Source organism: Mucilaginibacter sp. PAMC 26640, assembly GCA_001596135.1.
Taxonomy (GTDB): Bacteria; Bacteroidota; Bacteroidia; order Sphingobacteriales; family Sphingobacteriaceae; genus Mucilaginibacter.
Genome location: CP014773.1, coordinates 4024547 through 4043796 on the forward strand (window position 1 = coordinate 4024547; position 19250 = coordinate 4043796).

Here is a 19250-nt window from a genome sequence, read left to right on the forward strand (position 1 = left end):
TATATGATTGAGAATGGTGCTGTTTTACCTATGTTCTATTTACCGCCAGTAGCGTATTTTACACAGCTAAATAAATACAGGCCAAACATCCTGATAGAAAAGGAAGAACATTTCCCAAAGCAAACATATCGCAACAGGACTAATATTTCTTCTCCCGATGGTTCGCTGACCCTTACTGTTCCGGTGTCAAAAGGATCAAAAAATCACACCAAAACTAAGGACGTGCAAATAAGCTACGATTTCAAATGGCAGCGCCTGCACTGGCTCAGTCTACAGGCCTGTTACCGGCGGTCGGCTTATTTTGAATATTACGAGGATGATTTTGCCCCTTTTTTTGAAAATCATTTTGAATATCTATTTGATTATAACCTCCAAATGATGGAATTGCTATTGCGTTTGTTAAAAATCAAAATGCCATTGCAATTTACAGAAACCTACGAAACCGAGTACCCAAACCTGATAGATCTGCGTTACAGCATGAGTGCTAAAAACGTAAAGGATACCGAACAAAAGCCTTATTTTCAGGTTTTTGATGAACGCCTTGGCTTTTTAAAAAATCAAAGTATTGTTGATTTACTTTTTAACCAGGGCCCGCAAGCAATAAATTATTTGTAAATGACTAATAACGGCAAACGCGTAAAGTTTAAACATCGTAAACATAATAATGCTGTTGGCGCCAGGCCGGGCACTATCAATATTCCAGACGATGCCTTAAAGCCCAAAATAGTCATCTACTCTTTTAACGATGATGACTTGCAAACCAGGGAAGGCTCTGATATGAAAACTATCACCGAGCAATTTAAAACCTGCAGCAACCATACGCACTGGATAAAAATAAACGGCATCGGCGATGCCCGGCTGATTGAAGATATCGGCACCTTTATGGGCGTCAACTTGCTGGTGTTGGAGGATATTGTAAATACCCACCAGCGCCCTAAATTTGATGAATACGAAGGATACGTATTTGGCACCAGCCGCATTATTTACTTTAACGAAGAGAACGAATTGGTGAATTGCCAGTTTAGCGGCATCGTTAAAGATAATATTATCATCAGTTTTGAGGAAAGCTATATAGATTATTTTGAGCCGGTAACGGTTAGGCTTAAAGCAGGCAAGGGCATTATCCGCACAGGCGGCCCGGGCTACATATTTTACGCACTTACCGATACTATTCTGGATAATTATTTCGTCGCCCTTTCCCAAATCGGGGATAAAATTGACAGTATAGAAGATAAACTTTATCAAAGTGCTGATAAAAGCATCATGTTTGATGCCCAGCAATTAAAACGCACGCTGATCATCATCCGCCGCTCCTGCTGGCCGGAGAGAGATAAGATCAATGATATGATCCGCAGTGAAAACGATCTGATCACCAAGGATGTAAAAATCTACTTGCGGGATGCGTACGACCATTGTATCCAGGCGATGGATATGGTAGAAAGCTACAAGGAGGTAACCAGCAGCATTATCGATCTTTATCTCAGCATGGTAAGTAACCGCATGAATGAGATCATGAAAGTGCTGACCATTATCTCGGTTGTCTTTATCCCGCTGACGTTCATTGCAGGTGTTTACGGCATGAATTTTAGCCGCGAAGATGCACATGGGAAAATAATCCCCGACAATATGCCTGAGCTATACATACAGCATGGGTACGTGTATGCGCTTTTGCTAATGTTTAGCATCGGCGCGGGCCTGCTTTTTATTTTCTGGAAAAAAGGCTGGTTCAACAAGCTATAAAGAGCCATATGCAGCTGGGAATGATAAGAGCTTTTATTGCGGAAATAGGTTTAACCCCTATCATTTAAACGGCTGATATGCAAATCAATTAACTGCAGTTTTGACTCTTTTCTTAAGCCATGCTCTCACCGGTTCATCATATAATTTTAAAGCTGTGTAGCCTAATAGGATGATGAATACGAATAAACCAATTCCAACCGGGATCACGGTTATGCCTGTAGATTTGGTTTTGGCTATCCAAAAGGTGTAGATATATATAAATGGATAATGCGTGATATAAATCGGGTACGAGATCTCTCCTGAGAACTTGCACAATTTGGCCCATTTACCTTTGATCTGCCCCCCTGCTCCTGCTGCAACAATAATTGGGAAAGCGATAATGATACAAGCCGCATCGTAGTATCCGTTCCAACTGTACCATGGGAAAAAGAAAAGCGCCATAAGCAATAAGGAACAAACCGTGTAAGCCATCGGCACCCGAATAAGTTTACCGGTACGGAATAACAACAAGCCCGCAAAGAACGGGAACATCATCCGCACTGGTGCAACCCATATATTGGGTAACCGCCTGAGTTGGGACCATAGAAGAAGTCAGCAATAAAAGCAGATGTTATTTTTCCATAACCCCAGCCTGTGCCCAAATCGCCATGATCTACCGAAACCACAATCAGCACAACTGCACTAATGATCACTACGCCCCACAGGGCAGCTTTATTGAGTTTACGGCCTATTACCGCATAGAGAATATTGGCGATATATTCCTGCATCAAACTCCAGCACGGGCCATCTAAGGGGTGGGTTTCGCCCCAGCCGCGTACGTCTACAGGTGCAGGCAGTAAGGTAAAGCCAAACAATATTACCGCTACAAACTTGCCGATATCGATGATCTGCATATCCTTATACGGATCGAGCCAAAAGCAAATTGCCCCTATTACCGTACCCAATATAACCAATGGATGCAGCCTCACCAGTCTGATCTTCATAAACTGCTTGATCGTCATCCCCTTTGCCCATCGGTCGTCATAAGCATAACCCACCACAAAACCGGAGAGCAGGTAAAAGAAATCAACTGCCAGGTAGCCATGGTGCATGGGATGTTTAGGCAATTCGGGAAAGTAGGCTTCCAGCAGGTGAAATATTACCACCAAAATAGCAGCAGTTCCACGCAGGCCATCTAATATAGGATAGTGAGGTTTGGTCATAAAGGGTTGAACAATCGGTTGGATGACAAGGTAACAGATTACAACCGCATAAACAATGAATGATCACATAAACACAAAGCCCCATGAAATTGCCAACCTAAATCAGCAACCACACAGGGCTTAAGGGTTTGTTACTAAAAATTTATGCAGGCTCTTTAACGCCTTTATCCATTAAATCGCTCAAGCTAACTTCATCATCCTGTAACGGATATACCTCGAAGCCATGATCAAATACATCAAGGCCTCCTAAGCCAAGCTCACCATGCTCTTCAACACGAAGTCTCCAAGGGTTTGGTAATTTGTTGATGATATACATCATAGCAAACGTTACAATAAATACCGATGCGGTAATTACGAAACTACCCATTGCCTGCGATGCTAAAACAGAACCGCCGCCGCCGTAGAATAAACCGGTAACCGGTGCAGTATTATCAGCGCCCGTTGGTGTAGTAGCACCAAATTGTCCGGAAGCAAATAAACCCAGTGATAATGTACCCCAGATACCGTTTAAACCGTGTACAGAAAAGGCACCCACCGGATCGTCTATACGGAACCATTCAACCAGATAAATACCACCTACTACGATGAACCCGGCTACACCGCCAAGCATAATAGAACCGAAAGGGCTAACCCAGTAACACGGGCAGGTTATAGCAACTAAGCCGGCTAGGAAACCATTAACAGTAAAGGCTAAATCGAATTTACCTTTTGTTGGGCCCCACCATAAAGCGGCAAGCATTGCGGTAAACCCGCCGGCGCAAGCTGCCAAAGTAGTGTTGGTAGCCACACGGCCAATACCCTGCATATCCATTGCATTTAGTGTACTGCCGGGATTAAAACCATACCAGCCAAACCATAGGATAAACCCACCCACTGCAGCAACCAATAAGTTATGTCCGGCTGGTAATCCGCCTTTAGCTTTATCGTCGCGAGCGAATATGCGGCCCAGGCGTGGTCCCAAAACTATTGCACCAGCCAATGATGCAACACCACCTATAGTATGCACTACAGTAGATCCTGCAAAGTCGCGGAATGGTTGGCCCAATACTTTTGCAAACACGCCGGAAGTCCCCATAGTAGCAAGAAAACCGTCCGGGCCCCATGCCCAGTGGCCAATGATTGGATAAATAAAACCGGTGATACCGATAGAATAAAGAATATCGCCACGGAAACTTGTGCGGCCTATCATAGCGCCTGAAACAATGGTTGAACAGGTGTCGGCAAATGCAAACTGGAAGATCCAATGTGCAATAACCGGTACGCCGTAAGCCAAATAAGTATCGGGCAAATTTTGTAAAAAGAACCAGGTTTTACCGTCGGCACCACCCCAGCCAATAAAGCCGTTGCCCTGTCCGAACATAAATGCATAACCGATTGCATAAAACAAGATACCGCAAAGGCAGGTATCGAATATACATTCCATCAACACGTTAACCGTCTCCCTTTTGCGGGCGAAACCGGCCTCGAGCATCACAAAGCCGGCCTGCATACCAAATACAAGAAAAGCCGCTACTAGTGTCCAAACTGTATTGATGGTGTTCATCATGGTTGTTTCATGAGCCGTGTAAACTTCAGCTGCATGGGCAGGCGTTCCAAAAAAGTTCGGAACAATCATCATGGCCATTATGACTAAAAACAGGCCAACCATTTTGCCCACGAAAATAGTGGCGCCGAGCTGCCATTTCTCCCGGGATAGCTGCCGGAAGGAGTCCAGCAGGCTGATTTTTGTAGAATTACTCTTCATTCGTTGTTTAATTAAGTGGATTGATATGTTAAAAAAGTTTTTTAGCAAACGGGGGCGATTAATCGTTTATTTAAACTTTAACTGACAAATAAATTTACATAAAAGGAATTAATTATCAATATTTCATGAAATTATAACTAATTTTTAAAAAAAGCAAATTGATTATCAATATAACAATGATAAATATCATTAAAAATCAAATAAACCATTAAAATAAATAGCTACACTTCAATATATTTTTCTTTTTTGTTCCGAAAATGTTATAATCAGTAGATTATAACATTTGATTTCGATCAATTATAATGGGTTATTAAAAATACAATGCGATATTTATTATTTTAAATCTCGAATTGCAATAAGTGAAGAATATCTTTCATTTAATCCTTCTTTTCGGTAAATCTAATTGCCATTAGTAACTATAATCTGCGGCTAGCGTGCAGTCACCTAGTTCCTTTGATTTTTTCTATATAAAAATTTAAAGGCCACTTAAAACATTTATAATTGGGATATCAGACCTTTAGAACATTCAGCTTTATTTAAAGGAGAGGATTACCACATCGCTACCCGCTACCGGTAATTAATGTGTCAATTGTAAGAGACTTTTTACAGAACATTGCCACAGTAACCCTATTCCTTAAATTCTTTCCTTAATTTGCCGGACTTGTATGGCAAGTGCAATTTGTCCTTTCGCTTTTAAAAAAGTTGGCAAATGCCGCGAAATTTGGACAGGAAGAATATGCTGAAACCTTTAAACTAAAGCAATCACTATACGCTCCCGCCTAACTCTTAAATTGGACCATGCATCCGCAAAAAAATCGCGGTATAATTTTGAAAATGGCAAGAACAAGAAACGCTATACCCACAGAAAATATTACCTTTAAACAACGCCTGTCTGCGTTAAGCAATCTACCCCAGCTTTTCAAATTGGTTTGGGAAAGCAGTCCGGCTAAAACTACCCTGACATTCATCCTCCGCATCATTCGCTCGGCTATGCCTGTTGCGCTGCTTTATGTCGGCAAGTTGATTATAGACCAGGTGGTGCTGCTCAATGGCCATCCGTTGGGTGCCGACCAGCATTACCTTTGGAAATTGGTTGCGATTGAATTTGGGCTTGCAGTAATAACAGACGGCCTGAACCGGATGATTAGCCTGGTAGACGGGCTTTTAGGTGACCTATTCTCCAATCATACGTCCATCCGTATCATGCAGCACGCGGGTACGCTGGATCTCGATCAATTTGAAGATTCGGTATTTTATGATAAACTGGAACGCGCCAGGCAGCAAACCGTAGGCCGGTCAATTTTATTATCCCAAGTAATGAGCCAGGTGCAGGATTTTATCTCAATCGGGTTTTTACTTGCCGGCCTTATTGCTTTCAATCCCTGGCTTATCGTTTTATTAGTAATAGCAATTATCCCAGCCTTTTTAGGCGAATCATATTTTAACAGCCAAAACTACGCACTTACCCGCAGCCAAACCCCCGAAAGGCGTGAACTGGATTATCTGCGATATCTTGGCGCCAGTGATGAAACCGCCAAAGAAGTAAAGATCTTTGATCTATCGGGTTTTATTATTGAGCGGTTTAGTAAACTATCACGTAAGTTTTATACCGATAACAGCAAGTTGGCCTTACGCAGATCCGGGTGGGGAACTTTTTTTTCCATATTGGGGAGCATCGGTTATTATACAGCATATGGATACATTATTTATGAAACCGTTACCGGTAAAACATCGGTTGGAAGCCTTACATTTTTAGCGGGCTCTTTTCGCCAGCTAAGTACGTTAATGGAAGAAATGCTGAGCCGCTTTACCACCGTTTCTCAGGGCGCCATTTACCTGAATGATTTCATCGAATTTTTCCAGATCAAACCCAAAATCACGATACCGGCCAAACCACGCCCCTTCCCCGATCCTATTTTGCATGGCTTTACCTTTGAAGACGTAGGCTTTCAATATCACAATTCAGACCGCTGGGCCAACAGGCATCTCAACTTCACGCTCCATCCAGCGGAAAAGCTGGCATTGGTTGGAGAAAACGGAGCTGGTAAAACCACGCTGGTGAAACTATTAGCCCGCCTTTATGACCCTACAGAAGGCCGTATACTTTTGGATGGCATTGATTTAAAAGAATATGATATTGAGGCTTTAAGGTTAAATATGGGTATCATTTTCCAGGACTATATCCGCTACCAAATGACCCTATCGCAAAATATTGCTGTGGGTAATATAAAGGAGATCAATAATGACCGACTTATAGAGAAAGCAGCGCAGGAGAGTTTAGCCGATGCATTGGCCGATAAATTACCGGGACATTACCAGCAATGGCTTGGAAGGCGCTTTAACGAAGGCATTGAACTATCCGGCGGCGAATGGCAAAAAGTAGCGCTGGCCAGGGCCTATATGAAAGACGCACAAGTTTTGATCCTGGATGAACCAACTGCAGCTTTGGACGCCCGCGCGGAGTATGAAGTTTTTCAGCGCTTTGCCGAATTAACTAAGGGAAAATCAGCGGTGCTTATATCACACCGGTTTTCCACAGCACGTATGGCCGATAGGATTTTGGTATTGGACAAAGGTACAATCCTGGAAACGGGCACACACCAGGAATTATTGGCAGCTAATGGCCGTTACGCTGAACTATTTAAACTGCAGGCAATGGGATATCAATAAGCTGGCATTCAAAATTGATCAGGTGACGGCTTGTTGAGCGCATCATCACAACTTCCGGGCAACTTATTTTGTTTAAAGCAAAGTTCGCCATTTATTTTTGCTCTAAATCTATAATACCGTTGTTTCTCAAACAGGCTAAGGTTGTACCGCATATCATCGAGCATTTCCAGTGCTTCCTCCAGGTAGCGCTTGCATAGTTGTTGTTCTGTTAAATTTTCCATAAGCTGGTAATAGCTATCAAACCTACAAAGTAAATGCTAAATATACTAAATAATTTAGCATTGGTTGATGTTTTGGCATACGCTGTAGCCTTGCTATTGCCCGTTAGCGTACAGTTCACTGTATTGACAACGAACGAATTTTTTAACTTAAATCAATCTAAGCAACTATTAACCAATGCATTATAGCCATGGCACCGGATTTGAGGGACCAGTTCATACACAGTGACTAATGAAAAGCAACAGACCACTCATCCGGCAAACGTTCAGACAGGAGCGCTTTGATGTCCTCATTAAAAAACAAATGGAAGGTAAAGCGACTTTCAAAGACCTTACCGAACTTGATGATATTGTAAACCGTGACCCGGAAATCAGGGAGTGCATTTTGGATGAAATGCACGATAGTGGCTTCCGTACAGATGATCAGGATCTGTCATCCATCTTAACGCCCCATAAAGCAAAAAAGACAGGTTTATGGGCACAGTTCAAGTCGTTACTCAACCGCTTTATGCTGCAGACACATCTAAATTCAAGGTTGTGCTATAATATTTGAGGCATAAAAAAAGCATCTGCTTTACAACAGATGCTTACGATTAAATTTTATAGTGATTTTGTTAAACTACTTTTACATTTACCGCGGTAAGGCCTTTTTTGCCTTCTTCTACATCGAAAGTTACGCTATCGTTTTCACGAATAGTATCGATAAGACCAGTTGAGTGTACAAAAACATCGCTTCTGTTATCAGTTTGTGAAATGAACCCGAATCCTTTTGTAACGTTGAAAAACTTTACAGTTCCTTCTTTTGACATTATATTATTGTTTTAATAAGCATGCAAGGTAGTCATTAAAAACGGCATTAATTTTTAATTTAAACTTTTACTTCATTTTAGTTTAAAAACCTGCTCATTTTCAATAAATAAAGACTACATTTAACCATTACCACAACACATCGTAAAAATATCTGCTGCGCTTATAGCGAGGCGGTATTTTATTATACTTTAATTAATAATTATACACTATCATGAGTAAAGACAAGAAGCAGGTTAAAGAAGTTAAGAAAGAGAAAACGGTTAACGTAAATAAAAAAGTATCATCTTACCAATCCGGCAAATCAACATCATCAGCCGATCTTACCTCTAAGAAAAAATAATTGCATGAACGAAAAAACAATAGAAGATCAAACCCGCCTGTATCTGTACGACCTGATGAATACTGCCCGCGAACATGGCTTTAAACCTGATGACGTTTGGGAATTCAGCCTAGTTGGCGATGTAGAAAAACTGCGATTACAAAAGGCTTATCACCCTACAATAGCCACTAAAATGTTACCAGAGGCTGTATTGGAAGTTTTTCACAAAATAAAATCGCGTTTAAACCAATCGTTTAGTAAAGAGGAGCAATCTCTCGATAAGCGTTCCGTAGTTACCGATAATTTAAACTACCTGGTGGCCTATAATTTAAAACGGCCTCGTTCATAGTTAGTATCAATCCATCATTTAAAATAGCAGCGCGGTCATTCGTGCTGCTATTTTTGTTAAATGTTATCGTATTCTTAAAGTAAACTATCTGACTGATTTTCGGGTGTTTCCATATTATTTTGGCTTACAGACGTGTCTCCCACAGAATGTCTTCGTTTTCCGTAGAACTTCGTAGCGCTAAAATGGTCATGATCGTAAAAATCATTTCCTACTGTAACGTTCGCATCCGGATCGGCGAAAACATGTCGAATCTGCTCCTCCGTATCTGAATTAATCTCCCTGCCGTGCTCATAAAGCGGCAAGGCCAAAATCTGCGCTTTGGTAATATTAGGGATAATTACATTATCATCTTTCTCATGCAATTCGGCTACACCAATGGGCACCAATATACGGCCATCTTCTAATCCAATATCATTATTTTCCATATGAATAATGATATATCGCACCTTGCGCGATTGCGGATTGAACAGTAGTTCATCCACCTCCCCAATTTTCTTAGCCTCGGAATCTCTTACATCCCAACCCTGAATATCGGGCTGGTGGTCAACAATTTCGAAATCGCTTTCGCTAAGCTCTTCCAGCTTGCTATATTCCTGTCCATTTTCTGCCGAAGCCATAATTGATATTGTTTAATTTTACCTGGATTAGGTTTGCTTTATTAATTTTTGAGTGTATCCCGAAATGCCACAATCTCCACACTCCTGTTTTGTTGCCTTCCGCTTGTGGTGCCGTTATTGGCGAGGGGTTTGGCTTCACCTAAAGCATGAATTGTGATCATCGCTGATGCAAAACCTGCTTTTGCTACCAGCCACTCCTTCACCGCTACCGCCCTTTTTTCTGCAAGCGCTGTATTGACTGCAACAGTGCCTGTACTATCGGTACGACCGTAAATGCCAATGTTCCCATTCTTAAAACGCTTGTTGAGCGATGCAGCGATAAGCTTTAATTGCACATCTGCACTGTTTTGAAGAGTGCTTTCACCTGTTCCGAAAAGAATATTCCCACCAAGGCCATAAATTGAATAATTAGCATTACTGCGAATTACTACAGATGTATCGCTGATTTCGTCAAAAGTGGATTTTGGCAGGGTGAATTCTACATTGTCCCAATCGGGCTGTCCGGGGTCCACTGTAGTTTTGGCTTTTTTGGTGGTATCTGCTAAGGTAGAATCGTTACCATTGGTTTTTAGAGCAGTTGGCCGGTAACTCTTATTGCATCCCCGAAACAGCATAAATATGATACCTATTACTACTAAACCCACAACGATCCAGATCCAAAAAGGTCCTTTGTGTTTGGGTTGAACATCCAATTGCGCCATATGAAAAATTATTGTGTTGGTTAATTACTTACCTATCAAAGCATCTTGCCGTAATTTGGTTTTAAAAAATTCCGAAATGATGTTGATCCGTTTGCAATTGGCATTAGATAATAGCTGTTAACAATCTAAAATGTAAGTTTTAAATTGCGGCCGTTTTCAGTTGCTTATGACCCGTCCCGTACAATCTATATACACTTTCCAATTTGGCTTGGTTTGCCTTAGTTCATTGTTATTTTCCGCAAGTTATAATATGCTCATACCAGAGTTGCCGGCGTACTTAAGCAGTATGGGGGGCGGCGAACATAAAGGTTTAATAGTTGCCTTATTTACACTTACAGCGGGTATTTCGCGTCCTTTCAGTGGCAGGCTTACTGACAGGTTAGGCCGTGTGCCCGTTATGGCAGTAGGGTCCATCGTGTGCTTTATTTGTGGTTTTTTATACCCGGTTTTGGGTACGGTAGCAGGCTTCTTATTCTTGAGATTGCTACATGGCTTTTCAACGGGATTTAAGCCTACGGCCACCGCTGCTTACGTAGCAGATTTGGTACCCCGTGAACGATGGGGAGAAGCCTTGGGCATGCATGGGCTTTGCTTTATTACCGGCATGGCGGTTGGGCCGGCCATAGGCAGTTCTATCCGCATGTCGCATTCGCTAAACACACTTTTTTACACTTCATCATTTTTTGCGCTGATGTCAATCGTCCTACTCATGAACATGAAGGAAACTTTGAAAGTTAGGGAAAAGCTTAATCTCGATATGTTCAAGATCTCCCGAAAAGACATCATTGCCATAGAGGTACTGCCTGCGGCTATCGTTACCTTATTATCTTATGTTTCTTATGGAGCGATTTTGACACTGATTCCGGATTGGAGTCACCATTTAGGGATCGGTAACAAAGGATTGTTCTTTATGGTTTTTACTATTGCATCGCTGGTGATTCGATTTGTTGCGGGCAAAATATCAGACCAATATGGACGACTGGTAATTATAAAGACAGGCTTGGTCATACTCGGCGCAGCGTTGTTAACTGTAGCTTTTGCAAGTACGGTTACCGGTCTGCTATTTGGCTCCGTTATTTATGGCGTGGCGCAGGGCATTCTGTCCCCTGCCCTTAATGCCTGGACAATTGATATGAGCCAGCCAAGCCATCGTGGAAAGGCTGTTGCCACTATGTATATATCGCTGGAGGCTGGCATTGGGCTCGGCGCCTTAGTAGCAGGCTGGTTTTACCAGGATGTTATTGGCAAGGTGCCATATATTATATATGGCACCGCGGCAGTTAGCGCTGTGGCTCTTGCATACATGTTTTTGCGCAAAGAACCTGTTAGAAAAACTGAGGCTGTTGAACCGGAGCCTGTAATATGATTATTTACACTGCGGCCTCGCGTATAAATTATTCCGATGCTTCCTCGCCTTTTTCTCCAAGTTGCACTATATCGCCTTCTTTAAAAAGAATAGCTTGGAGGGTTTTACGCCAAACCGGTTTCTGCCTCAGCAGAAATTCAAGATCCATGCCGAAGTGTTTAAACTCTTCGTGCTGCGCATTTTGCATAATTGCTTTAGCTTGTTGATTGTTCTCCACTGAAATTCGCTGTTCATACCAGTTGATCGCTTCAGCTTCTTCACCCAATGATACGATCATACGTGCAAAGGTCCTGGTTTCATCGCTCAATTCATGAGCCGGTTCGTGATATTGGTCAAATGCCATAATAGTGTTTTTTGTGAATAAAGCGATACTATGCCATTTTTGTTTTAAGCGTATTTTAGGCTATTACTTTTTGTTGATAAGGGGTAGATGACCTATCAATATAATTTCAGGCCACGGGGCTAAACCTGTTTGCTGAACTCATTTGCCGAGTTCGGAATTGATACCAATAACAAACTTTCACCCTTAATTAAAAAACCGGCAAAAATTCGCCGGTTTTCAGTTTCGTATCTTATAAATTGATATTCAATTAAGGGCGTCTAAATTACCTCATTGATGCTCATCTCTTTTAGCTCCTGAGGAACATTAGGGCGGCCATTTTTAAATGCTTTACGTGGTTTTAGACCTAAAAGCTCGAACATCGCCATATCATCATCGAAAGAAGGATTAGGAGTTGTCAATAGCTTCTCCCCCGCAAAAATAGAGTTAGCACCAGCCATAAAGCAAAATGCCTGCTCCAGCGTGCTCATCTCCGTACGGCCCGCTGAAAGTCTTACTACGGTTTTAGGCATCACGATACGTGCGGTAGCAATCATTCTTACCATTTCCCAAACAGAAACCCGCGGCTGATCAGCCAACGGAGTGCCTTTTACAGGTACCAGCGCATTAATCGGTACTGATTCCGGATGCTTAGGTAAATTTGAAAGTGTTTTCAACATTGAAATCCTGTCGGCAACGGTTTCACCCAAGCCAATTATGCCACCGCTGCAAACGGAAATTTTGGCTTTGCGCACATGATCCAGCGTTTGTAAGCGATCATCATAAGTACGGGTAGTAATAATGCGCTTATAATCTTCTTCAGATGTATCTAAATTGTGGTTGTAGGCATATAAACCGGCATCTGCAAGTCGCTGCGCCTGTGATTCGGTAAGCATACCCAGCGTGCAGCAAACCTCCATATCCATAGCGTTTACGGCTTTCACCATATCAATCACCTTGTCAAAATCACGGTTATCACGTACCTCTCGCCATGCGGCACCCATACAAAGCCTGCTCGCACCGCCATTCTTTGCTTTTTGGGCAACGGCTATTACTTCTTCTTTTGGCATAATAGCATGCACGTCAACTCCGGTGTTGTAGCGCGCGGCCTGCGGGCAATACGCGCAATCCTCGGGGCAGCCACCAGTTTTAATAGATATTAAAGAACTGATCTGCACTTCGGAATAGTCCTTGTTTTCCCGGTGGATACTTGCTGCCCTATAAACAAGATCTAGTAATGGTGAATGATATATTTCGGCTATTTCTTCCTGAGTCCAGTTATTTCTTACTTCGGTCATGGGTATAAAGTTTACGCAAATATTAAAAGTTTATTTACTAATATAATGAGTTAAATTTTATTTAAAGCAAAGATGCTAAGGTGCAAAGATTTAAAATTTAGTTTAATTTAAAAGTTGTGCCGTATTTGTCTCAATTCAATAAGAATTTGCTGGCCAGCCATAGCGGCAGTAAAAAACCGATGCAATCGGTAAAGGTTGTAATAATGATAGATGAAGCCACAGCCGGATCTATCCCAACTCTTTTTAAAATTAGTGGAATGCCTGCTCCCGTTAACCCGGCTACAATCAGATTTCCAGTCATGGCCAAAAACAATACTACGCCCAACATCGGGTTCTTATCATAAAACACTGCGAACAACAACACAATAACTCCGTTGAAAGCGCCATTGATCATCCCTACTAAAAACTCTTTTACAACCGTTTTGTAAGCCTGCGCATCAGACAAATCTGTAAGTGAGATACGCCTGACCGTTACAGCTAATGCTTGTGTCGCAGCATTACCACCCATGCCTCCAATTATGGTAACGTAAGCCACAATAATAGGCAACTCTTCTTCAACATAAGTAAATTGCCTGATAACCGCAGCTGCTAAAAAAGCAGTACCCAGGTTTATGATGAGCCATGGCAGGCGACTCTTTACCGCATCTTTCCAATTACCGCTTAGTTCTTCATCCTCTGAAACCCCGGAGATCTTTAAGATGTCTTCGGTGTTTTCCTGCTCCATCACGTCGATGATATCATCTACCGTTACACGGCCGAGTAACCTCATATTATCATCTACCACGGGAATGGTAGTAAGATTATATTGGGATATCAACCCGGCAACATCTTCCTGATCAAGCTCGGCTTTTACGTAAACAAAATCTTTTATTACTAAGTCACGTACACGGGCATAAGAGGGTGCTTTAATGATTGATTTAATGGAAAGAATTCCCTGTAAAATATCGGCGTCATCTACCACATAGATGGTATAAAACTCCTCCATCTCTTCAGATTGGCGGATGATCTCGTCCAGCGCATCTTTTTTATCAAGGCTGATGTTCACCTTGATGATCTCCGAGTTCATTAAACCACCCGCGGTATCTTCGTCATACTTTAAAAGCGCACGGATGTTCGTAGCATCTTCCTGGTCGATGTCCTGTAAAATCTCGTGCTGCTCATGCTCCTCAAGCTGCGAAATGATATCGGTGGCATCATCATAATCCAGCTCCTCGATAATATCCGATCGTTTGCCGGGATGCAAATTCAGCAACAACTCTTCCGGGTGCGATTCTTCTGTCATTTCCGACAGAACTTCTGAGGCCAAATCCGCTGGCAGCACATTGATAATTCGTGCTTTAGCTTCTTGAGGCAACTTCTCAAATAAGATCGCTATCTCAGATGCATGATACTCTTTCAGAACAAGCTCTAAATCAGCATCATTCCCTTCCAGCGCGGTTTTAATGCGTAACAGGTCCGATTTATCTATTTCAAAAGACTGCATATGCTGGCAAATTAACGAAATTTAACGAGTTAAGGGGGATTGGATAGTCATTCACTAAAGAATTATCAGCTAGAATTCTGCGTAGCTGTGTCACGAATCGGTAACTTGTTGACTGTGAAGCAAACTTTTTTAATTTTTCCAAGTTGTTTTCGAAAGTAATTTACGCCAACGTCGTATTTTATTTAAATGATCTATTCGATGCATCAAAAAAAAATATCTACCATTTTATTTGTTAACTTTTTAATTGTGGCGTTACTTGCTTCTTTACCAGGTAGTAGTTACGGACAAGTACAGGTACCAACCGATACTTTAAAAGTTGATTCTGCCCGGGCAAACGCACTACGCTATCAAAAGCAGCAGGCAGCCATGCTGGCTAAACAATATGATATCGGTGATTTGATTAAAGATATTTTTAATCCACACAAAAAACCTGATACAGTTTTTAAAAAGCCTTCGGGTATAACCATTATACCAAATATAGCATCCAATCCAACCATAGGTTCGCAAATAGGTATCAAAGCGGTAGCTGGTAGAAAATTGGGAACCGATCCTAATACATTATTGTCGGTGGCTGCTACATCAGCGTCGATTACTACGAAGGGCATTATTTATTTTTACGTCAATCATAACATATATACGCCGGGTAACGCCTATAATTTCCAGGGAAATATTGTTGCAGCCAAAACGGTGTCGCCTGATTACGGCCTTGGCATTGGGGAACGAAATAACGGCACCGAAGCCGACCAGGTGCTGGCTAATGCGGATCGGAAAGGCAGGGCATTGAACTCCCTGTATTTCAATGTCAGAGAGAAAGTTTACAAGGAGATTCAGAAAAATCTTTTTGTTGGGGCGGGCGCTTCGTTTGACATAAGGCGGAATATTGAAGATAAAAAGTCAACCGGACTAACTCCTTATAGCATCTACAATGATCGGCACGGATTTGATAATAATGGTTATAGCGCAAATGGCTTGTTATTTAACGTACAATATACAACGCGGGATAACCAGAACAGAGCTTACAAAGGCCTGTATCTAGATGCAGGATTCAGAGTAAATCAAACCTGGTTGGGTAGTTCGAAAAGTGCAGTGCAGTTTACAACCGACTTTAGGAAATATTTCAGCCTTTCTACAAGTGAACCGGAGCATGTCATTGCTTTCTGGAATTGGGGATCGTATCTTATTTCGGGTAATATCCCCTACCTCGAGTTGGCTGGAACCGGTAAAGACGGATCGTTTCGCAGCGGGCGTGGCTATGTGAGTCAATACTTTAAGGGCACTCAATATAATTATTCGGAGGCTGAGTACCGCTTTCCGATCACCCGTAACAAATTTTTAAGTGGTGTAGCATTTTTAAACGTGCAGACCACCAATGATGAGGCCGGCACCAAAATTTTTGAAGTTTGGCAACCCGGTGGTGGAGCTGGTTTAAGAGTATTGTTCAACAAAGCAACGCGCACCAATCTTTGTCTTGATTATGCATGGGGCAAAAACGGCCAGCGTGGATTCTTTTTGGGTTTGAATGAGGCATTTTAACAAGCTCGATATTTTATTTCAATCTCTATTTTTTTGTTGTAGCTGGAGAATCTGGCATGCGAGCCATGGCCCAAACTTTTAACTTATCTTCGCAGGATCGTAATCCGACAGCAAATGATACAGCAAGCGCTCAAAAACCTCAAGATAAATGCCCTTAACCCAATGCAGGAAGCTGCCATTAGCGCTGCAAAAAAAGGCGATGTGATTTTACTTTCGCCAACAGGATCCGGCAAAACACTTGGGTTTTTACTGCCTATACTTGCCTTGCTGCAAAAAGACGTCAACACGGTGCAAGCACTTATTTTAGTTCCCTCGCGCGAGTTGGCTTTACAAATAGAACAGGTATTTCGAACTATTGGCAGTGGCTTTAAAGTAAACTGCTGTTACGGTGGGCACCCTGTTAAAACGGAAATGAAAAATTTATCGCAGCCACCTGCCCTACTGGTTGGTACACCTGGCCGGATAGCGCACCACCTCCGTCGCAAAAGTTTCAGCACTGATACAATTAACACCCTGATCCTTGACGAATTTGATAAAGCCCTGGAGTTTGGTTTTCAGGAGGATATGAGTTTCATCATCAGCGAGCTGCCCAATGTGAAGAAACGCATGCTTACCTCCGCAACAAGAATGGATGAAATTCCACGCTTTACCGGGATACAGAAGCCAATCGTGTTGGATTTTCTGGGTCAAACAGAAACGGTTGCCAACTTGAAACAGAAAGTAGTTATAGCGGAACCAGCAGACCGGCTGGAGGCACTTTTTGCATTGATCTGCAAGATAGGTGATAAGGCCACCCTTGTTTTTTGCAATCACCGTGAAGCGGTAGAACGCATCAGCGATGTGCTTTGGGATAACGGGCTGCCTAACGACATCTTTCACGGTGGCATGGAACAGGAAGACCGCGAACGCGCGCTCATCAAATTCCGTAATGGCAGCCATCGCATCCTCATCACCACCGATCTTGCATCGCGGGGTTTGGATATCCCGGAAATAGAACACGTGATCCACTACCAACTACCGCACACTGAAGAGGCTTTTGTTCACCGTAACGGACGCACAGCCAGAATGCATGCTACCGGTACCTCCTACCTTCTTCTTTCCCCAGGTGATAAACCAGCTTATTTAAAAGAATTACCGGAAACGGAAGACCTGACCGGTGACATTGTTATCCCTCCCCCGTCGGAGTGGACGACGCTGTACCTTGCCGCCGGTAAAAAAGACAAAGTAAACAAAGTGGATATTGTTGGCCTACTTTTAAAGAAAGGCAACCTTAATAAGGATGATCTGGGTTTAATAGAGGTTCTTGATTTTTCATCTTATGCCGCAGTAAAACGCTCACAAGCCGAGCGGGTGGCTGCGCTTGTAAAAACGGAGAAGATCAAAGGCAAAAAAGTAAAAATAGAGATCTCGAAATAAAATTTAAACAACTGTGCTCAAAGATTTCAGCATAGCGATCAATTCCGGCTGTGGGTGGCAATCCTGTTTGTCACTGGCGATCCGATAAGAAGTGTGGGTCCATATGCCCGGTTCGCTGCCTATTGCTTTTTTGCTTACATCCCACATCTCCGGATGGTATGTTTTGGGTAAATGGTAGGTATCGCACAGGAAGTTCAATAGTTCCTTTAACGACTTGATCTGTAACGCCGAATATTTTTCGAATCCGGCGTAACCACGGAATTTTGGACTGTAAACCTGCACATCACTTTCCGGCACAATGCCGCCTGCGTAATTAAGCCATTTGTTATTCTTTTTCGTTAAACCACCCCAACAGGTTAGTTCAATTCCCACACTTTCTTTATGCAGTTTATCACAACGGGTGCCGTAATCAGCAAAGCCCAGGGCATGCAAAAGAGCAGCCGGTACACCTAAGTGAGCTGCATAATACTTCGAAGAAAATGCTTGTACAATAATGCCATCCTTACCAATTACAAAGGCCGTGGCAACGGCAACCGGATCGCTTTTCCAATAATCAATATTTGCCCTGGCTGACGGGCCACTGGCAGTGTGGTGAATTACAATTTGTTTTTTAGCGAATTCCTGTTTGTGAAACTGGTTATCCGGTAATGGATATTGATCGATATTCATAAGGGTAGGTTTTTTGTATAAACCTACGGAATGCTAATTTAAATAGCAAATTTAATGCAATTATAATATCACAAATTAATTGATGTTGGTGAACAATCTCAACAATGGCTTTACCTGATTCCTTTGCGGATGCGGCTAAGAGATGTTGGTGTAACCCCTATAAAAGAAGCCAGATATTTCTGCGGAATTTTTTGAAGATATGGCGGCTTAGCCATCAGGTCGAGATACCTTTTCTCTGCGGAATCACGCTGCAGTGCGGTGAAACGGTCAATCAAATTTAGCACTGCATCTTCCCAGAAATTCCGCATCATTTCCTGCATAGTTGGGAATAGCCGGTACAGTTCGGTCAATTCAGTTTTCGGCAGATAGAAGATCTTACTGTCCTCAATAGCCTGCAGGTAATAGTTTGAAGGCTTATCGCTAATAAAACTATAAATATCTATGGCTGAGGAGTTTGGAAATGCAAACCAAACGGAAATTTCTACGTCCTCGTTAAGGTAATACAGGCGCAAACATCCCTCCTGCACAAACACAAGATCCTGGCAAACGGTACCTTCCCTCAACAAGAAATCATTCTTAGCTATTGTTTTTTCTTTAAACCGCCCAACAATATCTTCAAGGTCGGCATCGCTAAAAGTTGCATAGCTGCTGATGTAGTTCTTTAGTTCGGCGGTCATTTATTGGATGGAAGTTTCCGCTAATTTCAGCAAAAAAACCTATCTACAATAATTTCAGCTCTTAATAAATGCAATTATTATCTTGCGTTGCTATAAATAATCACATGTAATTGGACCGA

Annotated in this window: 18 protein-coding genes and 1 pseudogene; 8 read left to right on the forward strand and 11 right to left on the reverse strand. The window is 42.3% G+C overall.

Annotated elements, in window-relative coordinates; translation table 11 throughout:
- Positions 1-3: 3 nt before the first annotated feature.
- Together A0256_17450 and A0256_17455 are read left to right on the forward strand one after the other, a co-directional pair.
- On the forward strand, positions 4-615 hold the full coding sequence (locus A0256_17450; protein AMR33073.1) for a hypothetical protein: 612 nt from the start codon (positions 4-6) through the stop codon (positions 613-615).
- Positions 616-1740, forward strand: coding sequence for a magnesium and cobalt transport protein CorA (locus A0256_17455; GenBank protein AMR33074.1), 1125 nt, complete (start codon positions 616-618; stop codon positions 1738-1740).
- An 84-nt stretch (positions 1741-1824) separates the two neighbouring features.
- On the opposite strand, the pseudogene A0256_17460 reads toward A0256_17455, so the two are convergent.
- Together A0256_17460 and A0256_17465 are read right to left on the reverse strand one after the other, a co-directional pair.
- Positions 1825-2942 (reverse strand): annotated as a pseudogene (locus A0256_17460) (acyltransferase).
- Positions 2943-3084: 142 nt separating this feature from the next.
- Positions 3085-4686 (reverse strand): ammonium transporter, encoded by a 1602-nt coding sequence (locus A0256_17465; GenBank protein ID AMR33075.1) that lies wholly within the window; start codon positions 4684-4686, stop codon positions 3085-3087.
- Positions 4687-5520: 834 nt separating this feature from the next.
- Between A0256_17465 and A0256_17470 the strand changes: the two genes are divergently transcribed.
- A complete protein-coding gene (locus A0256_17470; protein ID AMR34605.1) occupies positions 5521-7356 on the forward strand; it encodes an ABC transporter ATP-binding protein in 1836 nt (611 codons plus the stop codon).
- Between the two features lie 8 nt (positions 7357-7364).
- Here the strand turns inward: A0256_17470 and A0256_17475 are convergent, their stop codons facing one another.
- Positions 7365-7577 (reverse strand): hypothetical protein, encoded by a 213-nt coding sequence (locus tag A0256_17475; protein AMR33076.1) that lies wholly within the window; start codon positions 7575-7577, stop codon positions 7365-7367.
- A gap of 229 nt (positions 7578-7806) precedes the next feature.
- Here A0256_17475 and A0256_17480 point away from each other — a divergent pair, with 229 nt between their 5' ends.
- Complete coding sequence (locus A0256_17480; GenBank protein AMR33077.1) at positions 7807-8127, forward strand: hypothetical protein; 321 nt, start codon at positions 7807-7809, stop codon at positions 8125-8127.
- A 61-nt stretch (positions 8128-8188) separates the two neighbouring features.
- On the opposite strand, the gene A0256_17485 is transcribed toward A0256_17480, so the two are convergent.
- The gene (locus A0256_17485; protein ID AMR33078.1) at positions 8189-8383 is read right to left on the reverse strand and encodes a cold-shock protein; all 195 of its coding nucleotides are present in this window, start codon (positions 8381-8383) and stop codon (positions 8189-8191) included.
- Positions 8384-8728: 345 nt separating this feature from the next.
- On the opposite strand from A0256_17485, the gene A0256_17490 reads away from it, so the two are divergent.
- Positions 8729-9052: a hypothetical protein gene (locus A0256_17490; protein AMR33079.1), complete on the forward strand. Its 324-nt coding sequence runs from the start codon at positions 8729-8731 to the stop codon at positions 9050-9052.
- 74 nt (positions 9053-9126) lie between these two features.
- Here A0256_17490 and A0256_17495 read toward each other — a convergent pair whose 3' ends face one another.
- Both A0256_17495 and A0256_17500 read right to left on the reverse strand, forming a co-directional pair.
- Complete coding sequence (locus A0256_17495) at positions 9127-9669, reverse strand: hypothetical protein (protein ID AMR33080.1); 543 nt, start codon at positions 9667-9669, stop codon at positions 9127-9129.
- A 41-nt stretch (positions 9670-9710) separates the two neighbouring features.
- Positions 9711-10370, reverse strand: a complete 660-nt coding sequence (locus A0256_17500; GenBank protein AMR33081.1) for a hypothetical protein — start codon at positions 10368-10370, stop codon at positions 9711-9713.
- Positions 10371-10536: 166 nt separating this feature from the next.
- On the opposite strand from A0256_17500, the gene A0256_17505 reads away from it, so the two are divergent.
- Entirely contained in the window at positions 10537-11736 is a 1200-nt protein-coding gene (locus A0256_17505; GenBank protein AMR33082.1) for an MFS transporter, read from the forward strand.
- Between the two features lie 28 nt (positions 11737-11764).
- Here A0256_17505 and A0256_17510 read toward each other — a convergent pair whose 3' ends face one another.
- The 3 genes from A0256_17510 to A0256_17520 all read right to left on the reverse strand — a co-directional run bounded on the left by A0256_17510 (position 11765) and on the right by A0256_17520 (position 14836).
- Positions 11765-12079, reverse strand: a complete 315-nt coding sequence (locus tag A0256_17510; GenBank protein ID AMR33083.1) for a hypothetical protein — start codon at positions 12077-12079, stop codon at positions 11765-11767.
- A 257-nt stretch (positions 12080-12336) separates the two neighbouring features.
- Positions 12337-13353, reverse strand: a complete 1017-nt coding sequence (locus A0256_17515) for a biotin synthase BioB (protein ID AMR33084.1) — start codon at positions 13351-13353, stop codon at positions 12337-12339.
- A gap of 130 nt (positions 13354-13483) precedes the next feature.
- A complete protein-coding gene (locus tag A0256_17520; protein AMR33085.1) occupies positions 13484-14836 on the reverse strand; it encodes a magnesium transporter in 1353 nt (450 codons plus the stop codon).
- A gap of 198 nt (positions 14837-15034) precedes the next feature.
- Here A0256_17520 and A0256_17525 point away from each other — a divergent pair, with 198 nt between their 5' ends.
- Both A0256_17525 and A0256_17530 read left to right on the forward strand, forming a co-directional pair.
- Complete coding sequence (locus A0256_17525) at positions 15035-16369, forward strand: hypothetical protein (GenBank protein AMR34606.1); 1335 nt, start codon at positions 15035-15037, stop codon at positions 16367-16369.
- Positions 16370-16483: 114 nt separating this feature from the next.
- The gene (locus tag A0256_17530) at positions 16484-17785 is read left to right on the forward strand and encodes a helicase (protein AMR33086.1); all 1302 of its coding nucleotides are present in this window, start codon (positions 16484-16486) and stop codon (positions 17783-17785) included.
- 3 nt (positions 17786-17788) lie between these two features.
- Here A0256_17530 and A0256_17535 read toward each other — a convergent pair whose 3' ends face one another.
- Both A0256_17535 and A0256_17540 read right to left on the reverse strand, forming a co-directional pair.
- A complete protein-coding gene (locus tag A0256_17535) occupies positions 17789-18454 on the reverse strand; it encodes a hypothetical protein (protein AMR33087.1) in 666 nt (221 codons plus the stop codon).
- A 110-nt stretch (positions 18455-18564) separates the two neighbouring features.
- Complete coding sequence (locus A0256_17540) at positions 18565-19131, reverse strand: hypothetical protein (GenBank protein AMR33088.1); 567 nt, start codon at positions 19129-19131, stop codon at positions 18565-18567.
- Positions 19132-19250 lie beyond the last annotated feature (119 nt).

What these genes read in the sequence shown, in the direction of transcription:
- A0256_17450 (AMR33073.1), top strand. Translation starts at nt 4, where the DNA reads ATGATTGAGAATGGTGCTGTTTTACCTATGTTCTATTTACCGCCAGTA.
- A0256_17455 (AMR33074.1), top strand. Translation starts at nt 616, where the DNA reads ATGACTAATAACGGCAAACGCGTAAAGTTTAAACATCGTAAACATAAT.
- A0256_17465 (AMR33075.1), bottom strand. Translation starts at nt 4,686, where the DNA reads ATGAAGAGTAATTCTACAAAAATCAGCCTGCTGGACTCCTTCCGGCAG.
- A0256_17470 (AMR34605.1), top strand. Translation starts at nt 5,521, where the DNA reads ATGGCAAGAACAAGAAACGCTATACCCACAGAAAATATTACCTTTAAA.
- A0256_17475 (AMR33076.1), bottom strand. Translation starts at nt 7,577, where the DNA reads ATGGAAAATTTAACAGAACAACAACTATGCAAGCGCTACCTGGAGGAA.
- A0256_17480 (AMR33077.1), top strand. Translation starts at nt 7,807, where the DNA reads ATGAAAAGCAACAGACCACTCATCCGGCAAACGTTCAGACAGGAGCGC.
- A0256_17485 (AMR33078.1), bottom strand. Translation starts at nt 8,383, where the DNA reads ATGTCAAAAGAAGGAACTGTAAAGTTTTTCAACGTTACAAAAGGATTC.
- A0256_17490 (AMR33079.1), top strand. Translation starts at nt 8,729, where the DNA reads ATGAACGAAAAAACAATAGAAGATCAAACCCGCCTGTATCTGTACGAC.
- A0256_17495 (AMR33080.1), bottom strand. Translation starts at nt 9,669, where the DNA reads ATGGCTTCGGCAGAAAATGGACAGGAATATAGCAAGCTGGAAGAGCTT.
- A0256_17500 (AMR33081.1), bottom strand. Translation starts at nt 10,370, where the DNA reads ATGGCGCAATTGGATGTTCAACCCAAACACAAAGGACCTTTTTGGATC.
- A0256_17505 (AMR33082.1), top strand. Translation starts at nt 10,537, where the DNA reads ATGACCCGTCCCGTACAATCTATATACACTTTCCAATTTGGCTTGGTT.
- A0256_17510 (AMR33083.1), bottom strand. Translation starts at nt 12,079, where the DNA reads ATGGCATTTGACCAATATCACGAACCGGCTCATGAATTGAGCGATGAA.
- A0256_17515 (AMR33084.1), bottom strand. Translation starts at nt 13,353, where the DNA reads ATGACCGAAGTAAGAAATAACTGGACTCAGGAAGAAATAGCCGAAATA.
- A0256_17520 (AMR33085.1), bottom strand. Translation starts at nt 14,836, where the DNA reads ATGCAGTCTTTTGAAATAGATAAATCGGACCTGTTACGCATTAAAACC.
- A0256_17525 (AMR34606.1), top strand. Translation starts at nt 15,035, where the DNA reads ATGCATCAAAAAAAAATATCTACCATTTTATTTGTTAACTTTTTAATT.
- A0256_17530 (AMR33086.1), top strand. Translation starts at nt 16,484, where the DNA reads ATGATACAGCAAGCGCTCAAAAACCTCAAGATAAATGCCCTTAACCCA.
- A0256_17535 (AMR33087.1), bottom strand. Translation starts at nt 18,454, where the DNA reads ATGAATATCGATCAATATCCATTACCGGATAACCAGTTTCACAAACAG.
- A0256_17540 (AMR33088.1), bottom strand. Translation starts at nt 19,131, where the DNA reads ATGACCGCCGAACTAAAGAACTACATCAGCAGCTATGCAACTTTTAGC.